At 69.0% G+C, this 20,329-nt stretch carries 18 protein-coding genes; 11 read left to right on the top strand and 7 right to left on the bottom strand.

Features of this window, described 5'->3' with window-relative positions:
• The first annotated feature begins 112 nt into the window (after positions 1–112).
• The 4 genes from AC1D1S_RS10070 to AC1D1S_RS10055 all read left to right on the top strand — a co-directional run bounded on the left by AC1D1S_RS10070 (position 113) and on the right by AC1D1S_RS10055 (position 7,089).
• Positions 113–1,117 carry an MIP/aquaporin family protein gene (locus AC1D1S_RS10070; RefSeq protein ID WP_476994353.1) on the top strand — a complete coding sequence of 335 codons (1,005 nt, stop codon included), beginning with the start codon at positions 113–115 and terminating at the stop codon, positions 1,115–1,117.
• 82 nt (positions 1,118–1,199) lie between these two features.
• Complete coding sequence (locus AC1D1S_RS10065) at positions 1,200–2,381, top strand: exonuclease SbcCD subunit D (RefSeq protein ID WP_476994352.1); 1,182 nt, start codon at positions 1,200–1,202, stop codon at positions 2,379–2,381.
• Positions 2,378–5,476 carry an AAA family ATPase gene (locus AC1D1S_RS10060; RefSeq protein ID WP_476994351.1) on the top strand — a complete coding sequence of 1,033 codons (3,099 nt, stop codon included), beginning with the start codon at positions 2,378–2,380 and terminating at the stop codon, positions 5,474–5,476. Before AC1D1S_RS10065 ends, AC1D1S_RS10060 begins: the two co-directional genes overlap by 4 nt.
• Positions 5,477–5,664: 188 nt before the next feature.
• Complete coding sequence (locus tag AC1D1S_RS10055; protein ID WP_476994355.1) at positions 5,665–7,089, top strand: MFS transporter; 1,425 nt, start codon at positions 5,665–5,667, stop codon at positions 7,087–7,089.
• Between the two features lie 39 nt (positions 7,090–7,128).
• Here the strand turns inward: AC1D1S_RS10055 and AC1D1S_RS10050 are convergent, their stop codons facing one another.
• Positions 7,129–7,845 (bottom strand): IclR family transcriptional regulator, encoded by a 717-nt coding sequence (locus tag AC1D1S_RS10050; RefSeq protein ID WP_243181283.1) that lies wholly within the window; start codon positions 7,843–7,845, stop codon positions 7,129–7,131.
• A 200-nt stretch (positions 7,846–8,045) separates the two neighbouring features.
• Here AC1D1S_RS10050 and AC1D1S_RS10045 point away from each other — a divergent pair, with 200 nt between their 5' ends.
• The 3 genes from AC1D1S_RS10045 (at position 8,046) to AC1D1S_RS10035 (ending at position 11,608) form a co-directional block, all read left to right on the top strand.
• Positions 8,046–8,582, top strand: a complete 537-nt coding sequence (locus AC1D1S_RS10045) for a flavin reductase family protein (RefSeq protein ID WP_243181284.1) — start codon at positions 8,046–8,048, stop codon at positions 8,580–8,582.
• A 55-nt stretch (positions 8,583–8,637) separates the two neighbouring features.
• Complete coding sequence (gene hpaB, locus AC1D1S_RS10040) at positions 8,638–10,092, top strand: 4-hydroxyphenylacetate 3-monooxygenase, oxygenase component (protein ID WP_476994350.1); 1,455 nt, start codon at positions 8,638–8,640, stop codon at positions 10,090–10,092.
• A gap of 160 nt (positions 10,093–10,252) precedes the next feature.
• The gene (locus AC1D1S_RS10035) at positions 10,253–11,608 is read left to right on the top strand and encodes an MFS transporter (protein ID WP_243181286.1); all 1,356 of its coding nucleotides are present in this window, start codon (positions 10,253–10,255) and stop codon (positions 11,606–11,608) included.
• A gap of 139 nt (positions 11,609–11,747) precedes the next feature.
• Here AC1D1S_RS10035 and AC1D1S_RS10030 read toward each other — a convergent pair whose 3' ends face one another.
• From AC1D1S_RS10030 to AC1D1S_RS10010, 5 genes are all read right to left on the bottom strand, one after another.
• Complete coding sequence (locus tag AC1D1S_RS10030) at positions 11,748–12,575, bottom strand: alpha/beta fold hydrolase (RefSeq protein ID WP_476994349.1); 828 nt, start codon at positions 12,573–12,575, stop codon at positions 11,748–11,750.
• 4 nt (positions 12,576–12,579) lie between these two features.
• Entirely contained in the window at positions 12,580–12,909 is a 330-nt protein-coding gene (locus AC1D1S_RS10025; RefSeq protein ID WP_018775751.1) for a biotin/lipoyl-containing protein, read from the bottom strand.
• Complete coding sequence (locus AC1D1S_RS10020) at positions 12,902–13,885, bottom strand: alpha-ketoacid dehydrogenase subunit beta (RefSeq protein WP_476994354.1); 984 nt, start codon at positions 13,883–13,885, stop codon at positions 12,902–12,904. Before AC1D1S_RS10020 ends, AC1D1S_RS10025 begins: the two co-directional genes overlap by 8 nt.
• A gap of 103 nt (positions 13,886–13,988) precedes the next feature.
• Positions 13,989–15,026, bottom strand: coding sequence for a thiamine pyrophosphate-dependent enzyme (locus AC1D1S_RS10015; RefSeq protein WP_243181288.1), 1,038 nt, complete (start codon positions 15,024–15,026; stop codon positions 13,989–13,991).
• A gap of 106 nt (positions 15,027–15,132) precedes the next feature.
• On the bottom strand, positions 15,133–16,563 hold the full coding sequence (locus AC1D1S_RS10010) for an amino acid permease (RefSeq protein ID WP_476994348.1): 1,431 nt from the start codon (positions 16,561–16,563) through the stop codon (positions 15,133–15,135).
• A gap of 183 nt (positions 16,564–16,746) precedes the next feature.
• Between AC1D1S_RS10010 and AC1D1S_RS10005 the strand changes: the two genes are divergently transcribed.
• Positions 16,747–17,223 (top strand): Lrp/AsnC family transcriptional regulator, encoded by a 477-nt coding sequence (locus tag AC1D1S_RS10005; protein ID WP_243181290.1) that lies wholly within the window; start codon positions 16,747–16,749, stop codon positions 17,221–17,223.
• Here AC1D1S_RS10005 and AC1D1S_RS10000 read toward each other — a convergent pair.
• A complete protein-coding gene (locus tag AC1D1S_RS10000) occupies positions 17,220–17,864 on the bottom strand; it encodes a maleylpyruvate isomerase N-terminal domain-containing protein (RefSeq protein ID WP_243181291.1) in 645 nt (214 codons plus the stop codon). The two genes, AC1D1S_RS10005 and AC1D1S_RS10000, sit on opposite strands and share 4 nt — an antisense overlap.
• Before the next feature lie 217 nt (positions 17,865–18,081).
• On the opposite strand from AC1D1S_RS10000, the gene AC1D1S_RS09995 reads away from it, so the two are divergent.
• From AC1D1S_RS09995 to AC1D1S_RS09985, 3 genes are all read left to right on the top strand, one after another.
• Complete coding sequence (locus tag AC1D1S_RS09995) at positions 18,082–18,798, top strand: NUDIX hydrolase (RefSeq protein ID WP_028277523.1); 717 nt, start codon at positions 18,082–18,084, stop codon at positions 18,796–18,798.
• Positions 18,795–20,102: a quinolinate synthase NadA gene (gene nadA / locus AC1D1S_RS09990; protein WP_243181292.1), complete on the top strand. Its 1,308-nt coding sequence runs from the start codon at positions 18,795–18,797 to the stop codon at positions 20,100–20,102. The genes AC1D1S_RS09995 and nadA overlap by 4 nt, the downstream gene beginning before the upstream one ends.
• Positions 20,099–20,329 (top strand): FAD-binding protein (locus tag AC1D1S_RS09985; RefSeq protein WP_476994347.1); only part of this gene is annotated, 231 nt, incomplete at its 3' end. The genes nadA and AC1D1S_RS09985, both read left to right, overlap by 4 nt.

Here is a 20,329-nt window from a genome sequence, read left to right as displayed (position 1 = left end):
GGCGGACCCATTCTCCAGGCGGCCGTGGCCGCCCCGGATCACGAACCCGGCGGCGGTCCAGCGACGCCGCAACTGCAGCCCTGGGCGCGCCGCCAGCAAAGGAATCCTGACCATGACCCTGCTTGTGCCAGCCCCCGACGCCGTTGACGTCCAGCCACCGGCCGCCAGCGACGTTCCGCCCCGGCCCGGGCTCGTGGCCCGGMTGTCCGCCGAGGCCCTGGGGACCCTGATCGTCGTGGTTGCGGGCCTGGGTGTGCCGCTCTTCACCATTCCGCAGTCGAGCCCGCTGCCCGCCGCCCTGGCCGCCGGCCTGGCCCTGACGGCGGCGATGCTCGCCGTCGGTTACGTCTCCGGCGGCCACTTCAACCCCGCCGTCACCGTGGGCAACGCCATCGCCGGCCGGATCCGGCTTGCCGACGCCGCCGCCTACATCGGCGCGCAGCTGGTGGGCGCCGTGCTCGGGGCCGTCGCCCTGTACGGCGTGCTGCGCACCGTGCCGACCATCAACGACTCCCAAGGCGCATTCGCCACCGTGGCCGCGGGATTCGGCGAGCACTCGATCATCCAGGTGCCCATGGCAGGCGTCCTGCTCGTGGAGGTCCTCGGCACGGCACTGCTCGTGGCCATCTTCCTTGCCACGACCGCCCGCCGGAATCCGTCCAGGGCGGCTGCGCCCTTCGCGGTCGGCCTGACGACGGCGATGCTCCTGCAGTTGGGCCAGGCCCTGGGAAATGTGCCGTTCAACCCGGCTCGGGCAACGGCGTCGGCCATCTTCAGCGGCCCGGACGCGCTCGGGCAGCTGTGGCTGTTCTGGGTGGCACCGGTGGTCGGTGCGGCCATCGCCGGGCTGGTATGCCGCGGCTTCGTCCAGTCGGCCCGGACCAGTGACCCGGCCACTGCCGCGGTCACCGGCCAGCCCACCGCCCAGACCGCCGGCCAGTCCGACGGAAGGCCCGCCGCCCAGTCCGACGGAGAGCTCACGGAAGCCGATGCGGATGGCGCCGATTTCGATGACGCTGGGCTGGCCGGCGTCACCGCCGCCACCGCTTCTGCTTCGGCCGCCCCCGCCGGCAACGACGAGGCCCGCAGCTTCTTCGACCGCAAGGGCGGGAAGTAGCTACTGCTGACCACTTTTAACCTCCGTCACACCTCCGGGGTGGTGGCGCAAGAGTGTCGGTGGCAGCCGATACCGTAGGAATATGCGGTTATTGCACACCTCCGACTGGCACTTGGGCCGGTCCTTCCACGGCATCGGTATGCTGGATGCCCAGCGCGCCTTCATCGACCAGCTTGTGGCCTTTGTCCGGGATGAGAGCGTCGACGTCGTCCTCATCGCCGGGGACGTCTATGACCGCGCACTGCCGGGCGTCGACGTCGTCGGCCTGCTGGATGACGCCCTGGTGCGCCTCACCGGGGCCGGCGCCGAAGTTGTGTTGACCAGCGGCAACCACGACTCCGCTATCAGGCTGGGGTTCGCGTCGCGGCTGCTCGAGCGCGGGGGAGTGCATTTGCGCACACGGCTGAATGAACTGGACGTTCCCGTTCTCTTTCCGCTCGGGGACGATGCCGGGAATGAGGCAGCGCCGGTGCTCGCCATCTACGTGATCCCCTGGCTGGAGCCCCGGCTGGTCGCCGAGCAGCTGGGCGTCGAGACCGCGAGCCACTTCGAGGTCACCCGCGCCGCCACCGAACGGATCCGTGCCGACGTGCGGCAGCGGAGTCAGACCCGGACCGTCCATTCGGTGGTGCTGGCGCACACCTTCGCCAGCGGCGGCATCAGCTCCGACAGCGAACGGGATCTGAGCATCGGCGGCGTCGGCGCGGTCCCGCTGGATCTCTTCGACGGCTTTGGCTACACCGCGTTGGGCCACCTGCACGGCAGGCAGGAGCTCTCGCCGGCAGTGCGCTACTCCGGCTCGCCGCTCGCGTATTCGTTCTCGGAGGCGAAGCACAGGAAGGGCAGCTGGCTCGTGGAGGTCGACGCCGAGGGGATCGGCGGCGTGCGCGAGGTGCTGTGGGATGCGCCCCGGACCCTCGCCGTGCTCCGCGGGAAGCTGGATGAGCTTCTGGAGTCGGAGGACTTCGCGTGGGCCGAGACTGCGTATTGCCAGATCACGCTGACTGACGAGGCCCGCCCGGCCCAGGCGATGGACCGCCTGCGGGCACGGTTCCCCGACACCCTGGTGCTCGGCTTCGATCCCGATGGTCCCGGCGCGGCGCCCAAAGCCAGCTACAGCAGCCGGCTGGCCGAAGCCGAGGACGACCTCTCCGTCTGCTGCGGATTCCTCGAGCACGTCCGGGGCAGGCCGGCTTCCGACGCCGAAGCCGCAGTCCTCGCCGAGGCGCTCGACGTCGTGCGCCTGGAAGGAGCGTCCCTATGAGGATCCACCGCCTGGAGATTTCCGCGTTCGGCCCGTTTGCGGGCACGGAGCGGATCGACTTCGACCGCCTGAGCGCACACGGGCTCTTCCTGCTGAACGGCGCCACCGGCGCGGGCAAGACCAGCGTCCTGGACGCCATCTGCTTCGCCCTCTACGGATCGGTTCCCGGGGCCCGCCAGGACGGAAAGCGGCTGCGCAGCGACCACGCGGAGGCCGCCGCCGAGCCGCGCGTCACCTGCGAATTCTCGGCCAAGGGCCGGCACTTCGAAGTCTCCCGCTCGCCCGCGTGGGACAAGCCGAGCGCCCGGGGCCGGAACGGCTTCACGGTCCAGCAGGCCAACACGCTGCTGCGCGAACGCATCGACGGCGCGTGGGTGGAGAAATCGGGCAGGAATGATGAGGCCGGCGCCGAGATCACCGACGTCCTGGGCATGAACCGGGACCAGTTCACGCGCGTGGTCATGTTGCCGCAGGGGGACTTCGCCGCGTTCCTGCGCTCCAAGGCGTCCGACCGTCTGGAGCTGCTGCAGAGCCTGTTCGGTACGCAGCGCTTTGAAGCCGTGGAACAGGAACTGTCCCGGCAGGCGCAGACCGCCAAGGCCGAGGTCGCCAACCTCAACGCGAAGCTGGACCTGCTGCTGGCACAGGCGGAGTCCGAAACAGCGGCGCTCGAACTCGACCCCGACGGCGCCCCCGGCCGGGACGAGCCCGATGCCCTGTTGGCCTGGCTCGACGCCGCAGCGGCAGCCGCCGTGGAGGGCCGGCGCAGCGCTGCTGCGGGAGCCGAGAAGCAGGCCGCCGACCAGGCGTCCCTGTTGGAGGCGGCGAACGCGCGGGCCAACCGCCACGCCAAACTCGCCGCCGCGGAACAGCGGCGGATCGACGCCGACGCCGCCGCCCCCGTCCTGGCGGGCAAGGCCGTCACACTGGGCCTGCACCGCCAGGCCGAAATGCTCGGCGGCCAGTTGCAGGCGGTCGAARGCGCCGCGGCAGCCGAGGACCTGGCAGGAACGGCCCTGCTGGATGCGGCGCGGCAGCTGCGGTCCGCGGCCGCCACAGACCCGGAGCTCGCCGGGCAGGACGTCCTCGACGCCGGCGTCCCCACCGCCGACGACGACGATGCCGACCCTGTCCGGGCGGGTAAATCCGTCATGTTGGACAGCGCGGCCGTCCGCGGAACCCTCGCCCGGCTGCGGTCCCTGCACGCCGTGCTCACCGAACGCCTGCCCGACGAAGCCCGGCTCCTCGGGCTCACACAGCGCGGCGGCCGGCTGCGCCTGCAACTGCAGGAGCTGGAAAAAGGACGGCTGGCCGGTGCCGCCGCACTGGACACCCTGCGCACTGAGTCGGCGGCCCTGTCCGCCGGCATCCGCCCCCTCGAGGAGCTGGCCGCGGAAGTCCAGTTGCGCACCAAGGAAGCCACGGCAGCGGACGAACTCGTGACCATCGTTGGCCGCTTCCTCGCCGCCGAGGCCGAGTGCGCGGCAACCGCCGGACAGCACGCCGCTGCCCTCAGCACGCACCAGGACCGGAGACAGCACTGGCTGGACCTCCGTGAGCAACGGCTCACCAACGCCGCCGCCGAGCTCGCCACCCAGCTCCTGGCCGGGGTCCCATGTCCTGTCTGCGGCAGCCCTGAACACCCGGCGCCTGCTCCCGCAGCAGCCTCCGCCCTGGCCGTCGCCGAGGCCGAGAAAGCCGCGCAACTGGCCAGCGACACGGCAGAAGAAACCGTCGCCGCCCTAGGTCGTGAGCTCGCCGAGGCCCAACAGAACGTCGCCGTCCTGGCCGCCCAAGGCGGCAACACACCTGCCGGGGAAGCCCGTGAGGAGGCAGCCTTGGCCCGGGAACGGGCTGATGACGCGGTCCGCGCTGCCACGGACCTTGCTGCCAGCCGGGCCCGGATGGCAGAACTCGAAGCGGAGATCGCCGACGCAGAGCGGGCGCAGGCCGACGCCGTCTCCGGCATCGCGCAGACGCAATCGACGATAGCCGAAATCGACGAACAGGCACAGGCCCTCGAAGCCACCCTGGACAAGCTGCGTGCCGGCCACGCGACCCTCGAACAGCGGATCGCCGCCCTGACGGCAACCACGGCGGTCCTGGAGCACGCCGACGCCGCACACTCGGCCCACGAACAGGCCGCCGCCCGCACCGCGGAGGCACGCCGGAACCTTGAAGAGGCCCTTCCCGGAGCCGGTTTCAGCACCGAAGCCGCGGCGCGGGAAGCGCTGTTGCCAGCGCCGGTGGCGACAAGCCTCGAAACGGCCATCCGGGCCGGACAGGACGAGGCCGCCAGGATCCAGGAACTGTTCGCCGGAGAGGACCTGGCCCTGGCGGCAGCCGAGCGGGCCGCCGGGGACATCGTCAGCGACGCCGCCCTCGAGGAGCTCAGGACGGAATCGGCGGCGGCTGAACGCAAAGCCCGGGAAGCTGTGCTTGCTGCCGGGCTGGCGGAAAACTCGCTCCGGATACTCGGGCGCATCGCCGGTGACTACGCGCACCTCGCTGCCGCCGGCAGGGAACCGCGGGACCGGGCCGCGATGCTCACCGCGGTCGCGGACGCGGCCAAGGGCGGCGGAGACAACACCTACCGCATGAGCCTGAACAGCTACGTCCTCGCGGCCCGGCTCGAGCAGGTGGCCGTCGCTGCCTCCGAACGCCTGATCGGTATGAGCGATGGCCGCTACACGCTGCAGCACACCGACGCCAAGGCAGCACGCGGCGCGAAGTCCGGCCTTGGCCTGGAGGTCGTGGACGAGTGGACCGGCCAGCGCCGGGACACCGCCACCCTCTCCGGCGGCGAGTCCTTCATGGCCTCACTGGCGCTGGCCCTTGGGCTGGCGGACGTCGTGCAGCATGAGTCCGGCGGCGTGGACATCGAGACCCTTTTCGTGGACGAGGGCTTCGGCAGCCTCGACGAACAGGCGCTGGAACAGGTCATGGACGCCCTCGAAAGCCTCCGCGACGGCGGCCGGGTGGTGGGGCTCGTGAGCCACGTCGCCGAAATGAAGCAGCGCATCGGCACCCAGCTCCAGGTGGTCAAGGGCCGCAGCGGCTCCACCCTGCACATCAGCGACGACACCCGGGCCTGAGCCGGTCCCCGGGCCGGCTTTGGGACCGGTCCCGGGGCCTACTCCGGGTCCCGTCCCGGGCACTGGTCCCAGGGCCGGCGCCCCGGGATCGGGTATCATTGGTCTGTTACCGGGTCGCGCGCATCGGGAGGAGGGACGATGCGCAGTATTTAGCGAACCCGGAAACCATGAACCCTTCACCGACGTCTTTGGTGTCTACTCTTGACGCCCCACTGCCGCCGACCTACGCGCAGCAGGCCCCCGCAATTTCGACCGACGCTCTGCCTGCCCCGGCGCCCGCAAAGGGCGGCCGCTACGCGCAGCTGCCGTTGCTCGCCGGCCACAGCTTCATCCCCCTCGGGCTCTTCGCCCGCCTGCCGCTTGCCATGCTGACAGTCGGCGCCCTGACACTCGTCACCGCCGTCACAGGCTCGTACGCCGTGGGCGGCGCCGCGGCCGGCGCCGTCGGCATCGGTTCCGCACTCGGTGCCCCCGTCCTCGGCGTCCTCGCTGACCGGCTCGGCCAGCGCGGCGTCCTGCTCGTATCCGCCATCGCCAACACCGTGGCCATCGTCGCCCTGATCCTCACGGCCTACCTCATCCCCGGGGTCCACGACCTTGCCGCCGCGGTGCCCGTGCTGGCCGCGGCCTTCGTGGCCGGGGTGAGCTGCCCGCAGGTCGGTCCGCTGGCCCGCGTCCGCTGGATGGCGCTGACGTCCCAGACGTCCGGCTCCGGAACCCGTGCGGCCGGAAACTCCGCGGACCTGGACACCGCCCTTTCCTATGAGAGCACCGCGGACGAGCTCACCTTCGTGCTCGGCCCCGCACTCGTCGGAATCCTCGCCAGCCTGCTCGCGCCGTGGCTTCCGCTGGCCCTCGCCGCAGCACTGACAGTGGTCCTCGTACCCGCCTTCGCCGTCCACCCCACGCACCTTGCGGTGGTCCGCACAACGAAGCGCCGGCCCGCCGGTCCGGCCGCAGGACACGCGGCCGGCCCGGCGGCCACWACGGCTGGGGACAACCACAGGGAAACCCGCACGGCAGCCCAGCGCGTCAAAACCTTCGCCGCCGTCGCCCTCCCCGTGCTGGCGATGGTGTGCATGGGCACGTTCTTCGGCTCCACCCAGACAGCACTGAGCTCTTTCTCCGCCAGCTTCGCCACCTCCGAACTCGCGGGCCTGCTCTACGCCGTCATGGGACTGAGCTCCGCCGCGGCCGCCCTCTCGGTCGCGTACTGGCCCCGGCGCTTCACGGTGAACACCCGCTGGATTGCCTGCGCGGCCCTCATGGCCGGCTTCGCATCACTGTTGTTGCTGCCCTCGACGGCGCTGCCCATGGTCCTTGTACTGCTGGTCCTGGGCCTGCCCGTTGGTCCGCTCATGGTCACTGTCTTCGCGATCGGCGGCCTCGTGGCCCCGGCCGGAAAGCTCGGCACGGTCATGACGGCCCTGGCCAGCGGCATTGTGGCCGGCACCGCGCTTGGATCCTCCATCGCCGGACAGCTGGCGCAGAACTTCGGGTATTCGACGGCCTTCCTGGTTCCGGTGTGCGCCGCCACGGCGCTGTTCCTGCTCGGAACGGCAGCCGCCGTCGTACTGCGGCAGCGCGGGAAGAAGACGGCCGCGGCCGCATAAACCCCGACGGGACAGCGCCCTGCGGGACGGGGCGCGGGCTCAGCCCAGCTGCGCCTCGATGCGACGCGCCGCCTCGGTCAGGGCCGCGGCGACCTCGTCCGGATCCTGCGCGGCGCGGATATAGACGACGGCGAGGGCGGCCGGACGCCCGCCCGGAACACGCAGCGGCACCGCAATCGAGGACACACCGGGGATCACTTCATCATGGCTGGCGGCATAGCCGCGGTGCCGGGCCTCGGCCGCCTCGGACCGGTACGGGATGCCCGGGACCAGGGCCCGCCACTCCTGCTCCGGGAAGGCTGACTGGATCGCAATTCCCGGCGCTCCTGCGCTGATGGGGTGCCGCGACCCCGGGTGCTGCACCACCGCGGCGCCGCTGTGCCGCGGATCCACGGTCACCAGCGTCACGCACTCCTCCCGGTCCCAGACCGCCACGAAAGCGCTCATGGTCAGGGTGTTGGCCAGCAGGGTCAGTTCCGGCAGCGCCGCCGTCTGCAGGTTCCGGGAGACCCCGCGGGCCAGGACCGCGAGKCCCGGGCCGGGCTGGACACGGCCGCCGTCGTCACGCACCAGCAGCGAGTGGTCCTCGAGCGTGCGCAGGATCCGGTAGGCCACGGAGCGGTGGACGCCCATGGCGTCGGCGAGTTCGGCAATGGTCAGCGGCTGCTGGGCCTCGGCGAGGATCTCCAGCGCCCTGATACCGCGGGACAGCGTCTGGGACGGGGAAGCCTGGGCGGTGCCGGCATTCGGGGTCATGGGGTCCATCCTAGGTGCGGGGTTACTGGACGCCGGGCTCGCCGGGCTACCCTTGTGTTCCGGCTCATGGTCAGCTAGCGTTCTATATGGGAACTGTTTGTTCGATTATAGAACACAATTGCAGAACCCGACTAGAGAACACGGCTGATCCAAAGCACACCCACACCACGGTCGGGAAACGCAACGAACGCAAGGGATCAATGATGATTGCCACGCCGCGCGGCCACGCCGGGGGCGCCCAGGGCCCCCTGTCAGCCCCGCGGGCCAACCACTTCCGGGGCAGCCTCGGCAGGTTTGCCACCGGCGTCGCGATCGTGACCTTCGACGGGGCCACAAAGCGCCACGGCATCACCGTGAACTCCTTCACCTCGGTCTCGATGGACCCACCGCTGGTCCTGGTGAGCATCGCCCGTACCGCCAGGGCCCACGACGAACTCGCCGGCCGGCCCTTCACCGTGAACATCCTCGGCGCCGAGCAGCGGTACCTGGCCATGCACTTCGCCGGCCGGCCCGGCCCCGAGCCGCTGTGGGTGGAGGGGGGCACCGCGCCGCGGCTGTCCAACGTCCTCGCCTATTTCGAATGCAGGCCCTGGGCGGCGTACGACGGCGGCGACCACACCCTGTACATCGGCGAGGTAGTGGACTTCAACTACCGCAACGGCGATGCGCTGGCGTTCGCCAACGGCACCTTCACTACCATTCCGGAAAGCCTGCTGGGCATGGAGGACCTGCTCTAGCGCCGCGCCACATCCATTCACACAGCTCAGCTCAACGACGACTGGAGGACGACCAATGGGTATCCGCGCCGGACGGCAGTACCTGGACAAGCTCAATGCCATGACGCCGCATGTGGTGATCGACGGCGAGGTGGTCAGCGAGAAGATCGCCGAGCACCCGGCCTTCCGCAATGTGGCCCGCTCCTACGCCAGGCTCTTCGACATGCAGCATGATCCGCAGTACCAGGATGCGCTCACTTACGCCTCACCCAGCACGGGGGACCTGGTCAGTGCCTCCTTCCTGGTGCCAAAGACCATCGAGGACCTCCAGCGGCGGCGCCGCGCCATCTCCACCTGGGCCGAGTCCTCCAACGGCTTCCTTGGCCGCTCCGGGGACTATATGAACTCCGCGCTGACCGCGCTGGGCACGGCGGGGAAGTGGTTCGCGCAGGCGGATCCGAAGTTCGGCGAGAACATCCGCAACTACTACGAGTGGGCCCGGGAAAACGACGTGCTCGCCACCCACACCCTCATCCCGCCGCAGGTCAACCGGTCCGTTTCCGGTTCGGAACAGCTCGGCGGCCAGCTCTCGGCCCGGATCGTGGAGGAGCGCGGGGACGGGATCGTCATCCAGGGCGCGCGCATGCTCGCCACCATCGCCCCGATCGCCGACGAACTGCTCGTGTTTCCGTCCACGGTCCTGCGGGGCACCCCGGAGGACGCCCCCTACTCGTACGCGTTCGCCATCCCCAACGACGCCCCTGGCCTGCGCTACCTCTGCCGCACCTCGCTGTACAACGGCGGCAGCACCCACGACGAGCCGCTGGCCTCGCGCTATGAGGAAATGGACGCCGTCGCTGTTTTTGACCACGTCTTCGTGCCCAACGAGCGCATCTTCATGCTGGGCCACCCGCAGCTGTGCAACAGTTTCTACACCGAGACCGGGGCCGGCGCGCTCATGACCCACCAGGTGGTCACCCGCACGATCGCCAAGAGCGAGTTCTACCTGGGCCTGGCATCGGAACTGGCCGAATCGATCGGCATCGACGGATTCCAGCACATCCAGGAGGACATCGCAGAGCTGATTATCGACGTCGAAATCGGCAAGGCTCTGGTCCGCGCGTCCGAGGCCGACGCCGGACTCAACGACGCCGGCGTCATGCTGCCGAAGTGGTCCACCCTGAACGCCGCCCGCAACTGGTACCCGAAGATCGCCCAGCGCTTCCCGCAGATCATCCGGAAGTTCTCGGCGTCGGGCCTCATGGCCCTGCCGGGGGAGGCGGACGTCAACAGCGAGGCCCGGGAGGACATCGAGCTGTACCTGCAGGGCAAGACCCTGACCGGCCCCGAGCGCGTCCGGCTGTTCAAACTGGCCTTCGATGCCTCGATCTCCGGGTTCTCCGGACGCCAGTCGCTCTACGAGTACTTCTTCTTCGGAGACCCCGTCCGCATGGCTGGCGCCCTGGTCAACACCTACGACCGCGAGCCGGTCCGGGCCAGGGTCCGCGAGCTGCTCAACCGCACCGACTGACCCGCGGAAGACACTTTCCGGGAATGTGTGTGCCTTATCACATCTTTCATAGTAGTATTCAGGATACTAACTGACCGTTCGATCAGTAATTAACGAGGCATCAGTTATCCACTTCGCACCCACCCCGGGCAGTACCTCTGCCCCCAGCAACGGAGTTCCAATGACCGTAACTTCATCCGTAGATTCTGAGGCGGGTCCCAGCAGCAAACATGAGGAACGCAAGGTCCTCGCCGGGACCCTGGTCGGCACCACCATCGAGTGGTACGACTTCTTCATTTTTGCCCAGCTGACAGCAACGCTGCTCTCGCCGTTGTTCCTCGCCCCGCTGAACGACTCCAACCCGGGCCTGGCGCAGATCCTGTCCTTCGCCCTGATCGGCATCAGCTTCCTCTTCCGCCCGCTCGGCGCGATCGTCGCCGGCCACCTGGGCGACCGCCTCGGCCGCAAGGCCATGCTGGTCTTCACCCTGATCATGATGGGCGCCGCCACGGCCCTGATCGGTATGCTGCCCACCTACGCGCAGATCGGCGTCTGGGCCCCGATCCTCCTGATCCTGCTCCGCGTCATCCAGGGCTTCTCCGCCGGTGGTGAATGGGGCGGCGCTGCCCTGATGGCCGTGGAGCATGCTCCCAAGAGCAAGCGCGGCCTGTTCGGCGCCTACCCGCAGATCGGCGTTCCGGTCGGCATGATCCTCGCGACCGGCCTGCTGTACTTCCTCAACACCTCCATGTCCAAGGAAGACTTCGCGTCCTGGGGCTGGCGTGTGCCGTTCCTGCTCTCCATCGTGCTGATCATCGTCGGCTACCTGATCCGCCGGGCGGTCGCCGAGAGCCCCGTCTTCAAGGAGATGCAGGACCGCAAGGAAGAAAGCAAGGCGCCCCTGGGCGAGCTGCTCCGCAAGCACAAGAAGGCCGTCCTCTACTCGACGATGATCTTCATCGGCAACAACGCCGCCGGCTACCTGCTGATTGCCTTCTTCATCTCCTACGCCACCAAGACGCTGAAGATGCCCACCCCGCAGATCCTGCTCGCCACAACGCTGGCCTCCTTCGGCTGGCTGATCTTCACCCTGGTCGGCGGCTGGCTCTCGGACAAGATCGGCCGCGTCAAGACCTTCCTGATCGGCTACGGCATTGTCTTTGCCTGGATGATCCCGATGTTCGCCCTGATCGACACCAAGAACATCCTGCTCTACGGCGTCGCGCTGTTCGTCCTCACGGTCGGCCTGGGCCTGTCCTACGGCCCCATGTCCGCCATGTACGCCGAGATGTTCCCGCCGGAGGTGCGCTACTCGGGCATCTCGATCGGCTACGCCTTCGGTGCGATCCTCGGCGGCGCGTTCGCGGCCACCATCGCGGAAGTCCTCCTGCAGGGCACCCACTGGACCGGCTCCATCGGCATCTACATCATGATCCTCTGCGTCATCTCCGCCGTCGGCGTCCTGCTGACCGGGGAAACGAGGGGCCGCCCGCTCGGCGTCGCGCACCACGCGCCGGCCGAAGCCGCAAAGCACTAGCAACCAGGCAAGCACGAGGGGCGCGGACCGCAAGGTCCGTGCCCCTCTGGGTTAAAGAGCAACGCGGGGTCACTGCGCGCCCATCCAGATCATTCGGATGGGCCGTAAGTGACCCCGCGTTGCTTTTTGTACGGTGGGTTTAGACGCCCAGGAAGCTGATGGCGCCCTGCTTGAAGGCGCGGCTGGTGATGGCGTTGGTGTGGTTGCGGCCCGGCAGCACGAGCTGTTCGACCAGGCCGCCGGCCTTGGCGCCCAGGGCGGCGAGCTCCGGCATGGTGGCGGCCCGGTCGTCGTTTTCCCCCGCCACGAGGAGCATCGGCATGTGGGGGACCGCTTCGGCGGGGTCGTACGGCTCGGTCTTGATTGCCTCGACCAGGGACAGCAGCGCGAAGATGTTGTTGCTGGGCAGCAGCATGGCCATCTTCAGCAGCCCGGCGGTCGACTCGTCCGCGATCGGCGTGCCGTCGGCCAGGTACCGCTGCGCGGCGATCAGGTCGAAGTCCGCCAGGGGATCGGCGACGTTCGGGCCGCCCAGGACCAGCCGGTGCACCAGCTCGTGCTGTGTGGCCCCGAACTCCCAGGCGAGGCGGGACCCCAGCGAATAGCCGATCACGTCGAGCCCGCTGGACGGGTCCCCGTCGCGCAGCGGCCGCGCGCCGGCGTCGAACACTATCTGCAGCAGGTCCGCACGGATCCGGCTGGGGGAGTAGGAGTCCATGTCCTCCGGGGCGCCGCTGCGGCCGTGGCCGGGCAGATCCACGGTGATGACGCGCCGGCCGGCTTCCACGAGCGCAGTGAGCCAGCCGCTGTCTTCCCAGTTGAGCTTGGAGGAGGAGGAGAAGCCGTGCAGCAGCAGGACGGGACGGAGCCCGGCGTCGTTCTGGGGCTCATGCACCTGCACGTACAGCTGGGGGTCGGTGCCCTCAACGGTGTGCGAATGCTGTTCGCCGGTGTGTCTGCCGCTCATGCTCTCAGTCCTCATCAAGTACGGCGCTCAGGCGGACCCGGCGCTTAGGTGCCTCTTCCTTCGGGACCGTGCCCACGATGCCGGCGGTGTTGTCCGGCACCTCAAACACAATCAGGGGCTCGCCGACATTGATCTTGTCGCCGGGCCCGCCGTAGATACGCACTACCTTACCTGCCTGCGGGCTGGGCAATTCAACGGCCGACTTGGTGGTTTCGACCTCCACGAGCGGCTGGTTGCGCTCCACCTGCTCGCCCGGGGAAACCAGCCATTCCAGCACGGTGGCCTCGATCAGGCCCTCGCCGAGATCCGGGAGCGGGAAAGAAATTTCAGCCACGTTTGTACTCCAATACTCGCTGGATGCCGAAGAGGATCCGGTCAATGTTCGGGATGTATTCATCTTCCAGGTCGCCCGAGGGGTACGGGACGTCGAAGCCGGTGATGCGCTCCACCGGCGCCCTGAGGGTGTCGAAACAGCTTTGCGTGATCAGCTGCGCCACTTCGGCGCCGAGGCCGGAGGTCAGCGGCGCCTCGTGGACGACGACGGCGCGGCGCGTCTTGCGCACGGAGGCGGCGAGGGCCTCGGCGTCGATCGGCTTGAGCCAGCGCAGGTCCAGGACCTCGATGTCGATCCCGTCCTCGGCCGCGAGCTCCGCCACCTGCAGGCAACGGGCCACCATGGCGCCCCAGGCGACCAGGGTGAGGTGGCGGCCTTCGCGCATCACCTTGGCGCCGGTGGGGGAGCCGCCATCTGCGTCGTGCCTGGCGGTGTCCACCTCACCCTTCTGCCAGTACCGCGACTTGGGCTCCATGAAGATCACCGGGTCCGGCCGCGTGGCGGCGTACTTGAGCAGGTGGTAGGCCTCATGCGGGTTCGACGGCGAGACCACCTTCAGGCCCGGTACGTGGGCGAAGAGCGCCTCCAGGCTTTCGCCGTGGTGTTCGGGGGCGCGGATGCCGCCGAAGCTGGGCACCCGCAGGGTGATGGGCATCGGCATGGTGCCCCGGCTGCGGTAGTTCATCCGGGCGATCTGGCAGACGATCTGGTTGATGGCCGGGTAGGCGAAGCCGTCGAACTGGACCTCGGGAATGGGGTGGAACCCGGCCATCGCCAGGCCCACGGACATGCCCAGGATGCCGGATTCCGCCAGCGGGGTGTCAAAGACGCGCTGCGCACCGTGCCTGGCCTGCAGCCCGTCGGTGATGCGGAAGACGCCGCCGAGCCGGCCGCAGTCCTCGCCGAAGATGACGGCTTTGKGGTTCTCCGCGAGGACCTCGTCGAGGGCGCGGTTGAGTGCTTGCTGCATCGACATCACCGTGGTGGCGGGCTCGCTTCCGGCCGGGTTGGTGATCGTGTCGCCGGCAGTGTTGTCGGCAGTGTTGTTGCCGCTGGCACTTTCGCTTTCGAGAATCGAGTTAGACATGTTCGGACTCCTCGCGCCAGTTGGCGGCCTGGGCCTGCAGGGCAGGGGTGGTTTCCTGGAAGACCAGGTCAAACATTTCGGTCCCGGGCCGGGAGCCCAGGGCCTGGATGCCGGTACGGATCTGCTCCTCTTCGACCTTGGCCGCGGCCAGCGCCTCGGCGAAGAACGCCTCGTCGGCAATTCCATCGGCCAGCAGCCGCTGCCGGAGCCGCTCGAGCGGGTCGGTGCCTGCGCCGTCGCGTTCCTCGTCGAGGGAGCGGTAGCGGCCCGGATCATCGGACGTGGAGTGCGGGCCGCGGCGGTAGGTCATGGCCTCGATGAGCACCGGGCCGTTGCCGGAACGGGCATGCGCAAAGGCGCGGCGGGTCGCTTCGAGGACCGCGACGACGTCATCGCCGTCGATCTTCAGCGCCGGCATGCCGTAACCCGCGGCGCGGGCCGCGACGGAGCCGCCGGCCACCTGCCGTTCGGTGGGGACCGAGATGGCCCAGCCGTTGTTCTGGACGAAGAACACCACGGGCGCCTTCATCACGGCGGCGAAGTTCATCGCCTCGTGCACGTCGCCCTGCGAGGAGGCGCCGTCGCCGAAGTAGGTCAGGGCGACGCCGTCCTTTTTGTCCAGCGTCTGGCCGTGGGCCCAGCCGACGGCGTGCAGGACGGAGCCGGCGACGACCGCCTGGATCGGGGCCAGCCGGGATTCCATCGGGTTGTAGAGGCCGCCGTGCCACGTGGCCTTGTGGGTGGACATGTAGGCCACCATGTCCACGCCCATGGTCCGGGCAACGCCCATTTCGCGGTAGGTGGGGAAGGCGAAGTCCCGGGTGGTGTCCACGGCGTAGCCGCTGCCCACCTGGGCAGCTTCCTGGCCGAGTTCGGGGGCGTAGCCGGGGATGATGCCCTGCCGCTGCCAGGCGATGGCCGAGGTGTCGAGGTGCCGGACGGCCACCATGAGCGAATAGAGCTCGCGGAGTTCATCGGCTGTGAGCGGCCCGGCAGCGCTGCCGGAAGCCACGGGGAGAAGTGTGTCCATGCCTGTGACCCTAGTCACCGGCGGCGGGGTGGGCAATCAGCCTAGGCTGGGGTGCCCAGACTGCACACTTATGCCGCCCCCCGCGCCGGTGAGCTTGGCAATTTGTCTAGCGGCTGGGCTGTTCCGCCTGGTCGGCTTTCGCGCCGGCGGCGGCGGCGTTGCGGTTCCGGGTGATCCGGGCGCCGGTCCAGCACGCCACGGCGATGCCGGCCACCAGTACCAGGGTGCTGACCAGCTGCTTGCTGCTCTCCGGGCTGCTGAAGCCGACGGCGAAGATCAGAGCCAGGAGCACGAGCCCGAAGATCGTCAGCCCCGGGAAGCCCTTCATCCGCAGCGGCAGCGCAGTGCCGTCGCGGTCAGCCCGGCGGCGCAGGATCAGCTGGGACACCAGGGCCGAGCCCCACACCACGAGGCAGGTGGAACCGACCAGCTGGAACAGCGCCGGCAGGATCTGGTCCGGGAAGAGCAGTTCCAGGACGGCGGCCAGGAAGCCGAAGGCCACGGAGACGCTCACCGCCACGACCGGGACCCGGGCCGTGTTGAGCTTGGAGAGGAACTTGGGGGCTTCGCCGCGCTCAGAGAGCGAGTACACCATGCGGGACGCGCCGTAGAGGTTGGCGTTCAGGGCGGAGAGCAGCGCGATGACGGCGACCAGGGTGATCGCGGCGCCGGCGCCGGGGATCCGGGCGACGTCGAGGACGCCGGCGAAGGGGGACTTCAGGGCCGCGGAAGTCGAGGGAAGGACGGCCGCGATGACGAATACCGAGCCGATGTAGAACACGAGGATCCGCCAGACGACGGTGCGGATCGCCTGGGCGACGCTGCGCTCCGGGTTTTCCGTTTCGGCCGCGGCCACGCTGACAATCTCGGTGCCGCCGAAGGCGAAGATGACGACGAAGAGTGCGGTTGCGATGCCGCCCAGGCCGGCCGGGGCGAAGCCGGACGTGAAGTTGCTGAGGCCGGGGGACGGGACGTCCGGCAGCAAGCCCAGCAGCAGGGCCCCGCCGGTGGCCAGGAATATCACGATGGCAGCCACTTTGAGGATGGCGAACCAGAATTCGAACTCGCCGAAGTTCTTCACGCCCGCCAGGTTGATGGCGGTGAACAGGGCCATGAAGATCAGGGACAGTGCCCAGACGGGGATCACCGGCCACACCGTGAACAGGAGCCCGGCCGCACCGAGGGCCTCGGCGGCGATGACCACCACGAGCTGCAGCCACCAGAGCCAGCCGACGGTGGCGCCCGCGGTCTTGCCCATGGCCTTTTGCGTGTACACGGAGAAGGCGCCGCTGTTGGGATTGGCCGCGGCCATCTCCCCGAGCGCCCACATCACCAGGATGATCAGGGTTCCGGCGACGAGGTAGGAGATCAGCACGGCCGGTCCCGCCGCCTGGATTCCGGCTCCCGAGCCGAGGAACAGGCCGGCGCCGATCGCGCTGCCCAGTCCCATCATTGTCAGCTGGCGTGGTTTCATGCTGTGCCCCAGGCTCGGGGCGGGAACCGCGGTGGGTAGCGTCGCGGTGGACTTCATCGTCATGGCGAACCTTCGTGTGGTTTGGATCTTTTCGTCCTTATGGGACCTATTGAATTTACCGGATTTGGGGCCGGCCCCCGGCCGCCGGGGCGCCTCCGCCGTGAGAGCATGGTGGCAGTTTGCTAACTGAATCGGGGCATCGGTGGCTGTTTGTCCGGCCCGGTCCCGCTTGGGAAGGAAGAATCAGTGGACGTTGATCCGCTTGATGCAAAGATTGTCCGATTTTTCACGGATTCCCCCCGGGCCTCGGTCCTGGAGGCCTCCCGGGTACTGAAGGTTGCCCGCGCCACGGTGCAGTCGCGCCTGGACCGGATGCAGGACGCCGGCGTGATTGGCTCATGGGTGCCCCAGCCCGATCCGGCGCATTTCGGCTACCCCGTCGTGGCTTTCTGCTCCCTCACGATCAACCAGGACCTCGGGCACGACGCCGTCGTGGAGGCCCTGGCGCGGATTCCCGAGCTGATCGAGATCCATACCGTCTCCGGGAGCTCGGACCTCATGGCCCGGATAGCCGCCCGCTCCAATTCGGACCTCCAGCGCGTCCTCGATGCCATGATCGCCACCCGATCGGTCCTGCGCTCGTCCTCCGTGATCGTGCTCAATACGCACTTCCAGGGCCGCACCCTGCCGCTGCTGGAAACCGCGGCCGCCGGCACGGGCTAGAGGACACTCAGGTTTTCGGGCAGGCCGGTCCGGCCGGTGAGCAAGAGCAGCAAATCACCGGCGGACGGCAGTCGGGAGCCGATGGCTCCGGCGAGCTCCAGGGAGGCCGCGACCGCCGGGGCCAAGGTGGCGGGCGGCGGCAGGCCCAGGGCGCGCGCCAGATCCAGGGTGTGCACGGCCAGCTCGAAGGTCCGGGTCGGCAGGTAGTCGATGAGCGTCATTGCTCCGGCAGGGGTGGCCACCAGGGCATCGTCCTGCGTGTTCCTGACGAGGGCCGTGACGCGTTGGACAAGCTCCCGCACGGCAGCGGCAGGGTCCTCGCCCAGCGCCTCCCCGGTTTCCCTGCCCCGCTGCGCAATCGCGGCGGGCGAGGTGGCGCCCCGGACGGCCAGGAAGTATTCCACTGGACCCGGCACGCGTGCCCCGGCGGCCGGGGTCGCGAGGTAGGTTTCCACGGTTGTCAGGGCACGGCTMGTGTGGCCGGTCAGCGACAGGACATCCCATTCGCCCAGTGCCGGCCGCGACCACGCCTGGTGCGGTACCTGCCCGGCGAGCTCCATGAATGCCTGGGCCGCCCCCGCGTATCGGGCCCTGACGGCCTCTGCGTCCGTACCCTCAGGGTCCATATCTTCTGAGTCCATAGCCTCGATTAATACCGGTGCCGGCACCCGCGGACAAGCCCCGTCCGTGCGCCGGCGACAACCCGGTCCGGCCCGTGTGACCTGAAACATTTTGCGCCCGGGCGGCGCGGCCGTATCATTAGTTCTAGTCAATGTGACTATAACTAATCCGGCGGTCGTGCCGGATCCAGCCGGGCAGTCCATCGCGGACCCGCCCGGAACCTCAGAGGGCGGGTAGATCACCGTTTACACCACAGCAGCCAACGTCTCGGAGCGCCAGACCGCGCCGCCGTCGCTGGCCATCTCCACGGTGATCTTTGCGCTGCGTCCCAGCGAGCGGTCCGGCCGGCCCACGCTGTGGATTCCGCTGGTGCGCCGGATCCGCGAACCGTTCAAGGGCCTCTGGGCGCTGCCGGGCGGCCCGCTCACGCACTCCGAGTCACTCCAGGACGCCGCCTCGCGGAACCTGCGCGAGACCACCGGGCTGGCCCCGAACTACCTCGAACAGCTCTACGCCTTTGGCGGGCTGCACCGCTCGCCCACCCAGCGCGTCGTCTCGATCGTGTACTGGGCACTCGTCCAGCCCACGGAGGCCGCGCTGGCCGACGAATCGGAGAACGTGCGCTGGTTCCGCGCCGACAGGCTGGACGAGCTGGCCTTCGACCACAACTCGATCGTCGACTACGCGCTGTGGCGGCTGCGCAACAAGATGGCCTACGGATCCATCGCCTACCACCTGCTGGGCGAGTACTTCACCCTCGCCCAGGTCCGGGAGGTCTACGAGGCCGTCCTGGACCGCGAACTCGATCCCGCCAACTTCCGCCGGCAGGTCAAGGCCACACCGGAAATCGAAGAAACCGACCATTATCTGCAGGGCGGCAAGCACCGCCCGCCCCGCCTCTACCGCTTCACCGGCCGCCCAGGCCTCGACCCAGACAACAGGAGCACACCATGAGCAGCGTCAACACGGCAATCCAGCTGATCACGCGCGAGCAGGCCACCACCATGGCACAGGGCGCGGCCGCCTCCACCTGCAGCCCCGCGCTGGCCCGCGGGCCCTGGGACTACGACCTCGCCGAGGCCCTCGCCGGCGTGCCCGCCTACGGGCCGGGTGCCTCCTCCACCGACGTCGCACCGGCCTCCACTCCCCGGCAGGGCCAGCTCCCGGAAGAATACAAGCTCGCTTCCGACGCCGAACTCGACGCCCGGATCCGCGCCGCCAAAGCGGCACTGGGGGACCGCGCCGTCGTGCTGGGGCACTTCTACCAGCGCGACGAAGTGATCGAATACGCCGACTTCGTGGGCGACTCGTTCCAGCTCGCCAACGCCGCCCTGACCCGGCCCGACGCGGAGGCCATCGTCTTCTGCGGCGTGCACTTCATGGCCGAGACGGCGGACATCCTGTCCCGCCCCGACCAGGCCGTGATCCTGCCCAACCTGGCCGCAGGCTGCTCCATGGCCGACATGGCGGACATCGACTCGGTCACCGAGTGCTGGGAACAGCTTGAGGAGGTCTTCGGCACCGAGCCCGACGCCGAGGGCCGGGTCCCGGTCATCCCGGTCACCTACATGAACTCCTCCGCGGCCCTCAAGGGCTTCTGCGGCGAGCGCGGCGGGATCGTCTGCACCTCCTCGAACGCCGCGACGGTGCTGGAATGGGCCTTCGAACGCGGCCAGCGCGTGCTGTTCTTCCCCGACCAGCACCTGGGCCGCAACACCGCCAAGGCCATGGGGGTGCCGCTGGAGCAGATGCCGATGTGGAACCCGCGCAAGGACCTCGGCGGCAACGACGAACAGGCCCTGCTCGATTCCCGGGTAATCCTCTGGCACGGCTTCTGCTCGGTCCACAAACGCTTCAACGTGGGCCAGATCGAAAAGGCCCGCGCCGAGTTCCCCGGCGTGCAGGTGATCGTGCACCCGGAATGCCCCATGGAGGTGGTGGATGCCGCCGATTCCGCCGGGTCCACCGACTTCATCAAGAAGGCCATCGCCGCGGCCACGGAACCCACCACGTTCGCGATCGGCACCGAAATCAACATGGTGAACCGGCTCGCCGCGGAATACCCGCAGCACACCATCTTCTGCCTGGACCCGGTGATCTGCCCCTGCTCCACGATGTACCGCATCCACCCCGGCTACCTCGCCTGGGTCCTGGAAGCGCTCGTCCGCGGCGAGGTGCTGAACCGCATCACCGTGGACGAGGACGTGGCCGCCCCGGCCAAGGTGGCCCTGGAGCGCATGCTGGCGGCGCGGCCGTGACCAGGCGGCTCGTGATCGTCGGCAGCGGGATTGCGGGGCTCTACGCCGCGCTGCTCGCCACCGACGACGCCGCCACCGGCGGCCGTGACATCGAGGTGGTCCTCCTGAGCAAGGGGACGCTGGAGCAAAGCAACACGTTCTACGCCCAGGGCGGCATCTCGGCCGTGCTGGCCCCGGAGGATGCCGCCCCCGGTGACTCCGTGGCAGCGCACATCGCGGACACGCTC

The sequence above is a fragment of the Arthrobacter sp. P1_A5 genome, from assembly GCF_056406825.1.
Note: the sequence above shows the minus strand (reverse complement) of the source record. Positions and strands in the feature narration are given on the sequence as shown.

Excerpts from the sequence above, each read along its gene's own strand:
- hpaB (WP_476994350.1), top strand. The coding sequence starts at position 8,638 with ATGGGTATCCGCGCCGGACGGCAGTACCTGGACAAGCTCAATGCCATG.
- AC1D1S_RS10015 (WP_243181288.1), bottom strand. The coding sequence starts at position 15,026 with ATGGACACACTTCTCCCCGTGGCTTCCGGCAGCGCTGCCGGGCCGCTC.
- AC1D1S_RS10010 (WP_476994348.1), bottom strand. The coding sequence starts at position 16,563 with ATGACGATGAAGTCCACCGCGACGCTACCCACCGCGGTTCCCGCCCCG.
- AC1D1S_RS10045 (WP_243181284.1), top strand. The coding sequence starts at position 8,046 with ATGATGATTGCCACGCCGCGCGGCCACGCCGGGGGCGCCCAGGGCCCC.
- AC1D1S_RS10065 (WP_476994352.1), top strand. The coding sequence starts at position 1,200 with ATGCGGTTATTGCACACCTCCGACTGGCACTTGGGCCGGTCCTTCCAC.
- nadA (WP_243181292.1), top strand. The coding sequence starts at position 18,795 with ATGAGCAGCGTCAACACGGCAATCCAGCTGATCACGCGCGAGCAGGCC.
- AC1D1S_RS10030 (WP_476994349.1), bottom strand. The coding sequence starts at position 12,575 with ATGAGCGGCAGACACACCGGCGAACAGCATTCGCACACCGTTGAGGGC.
- AC1D1S_RS10035 (WP_243181286.1), top strand. The coding sequence starts at position 10,253 with ATGACCGTAACTTCATCCGTAGATTCTGAGGCGGGTCCCAGCAGCAAA.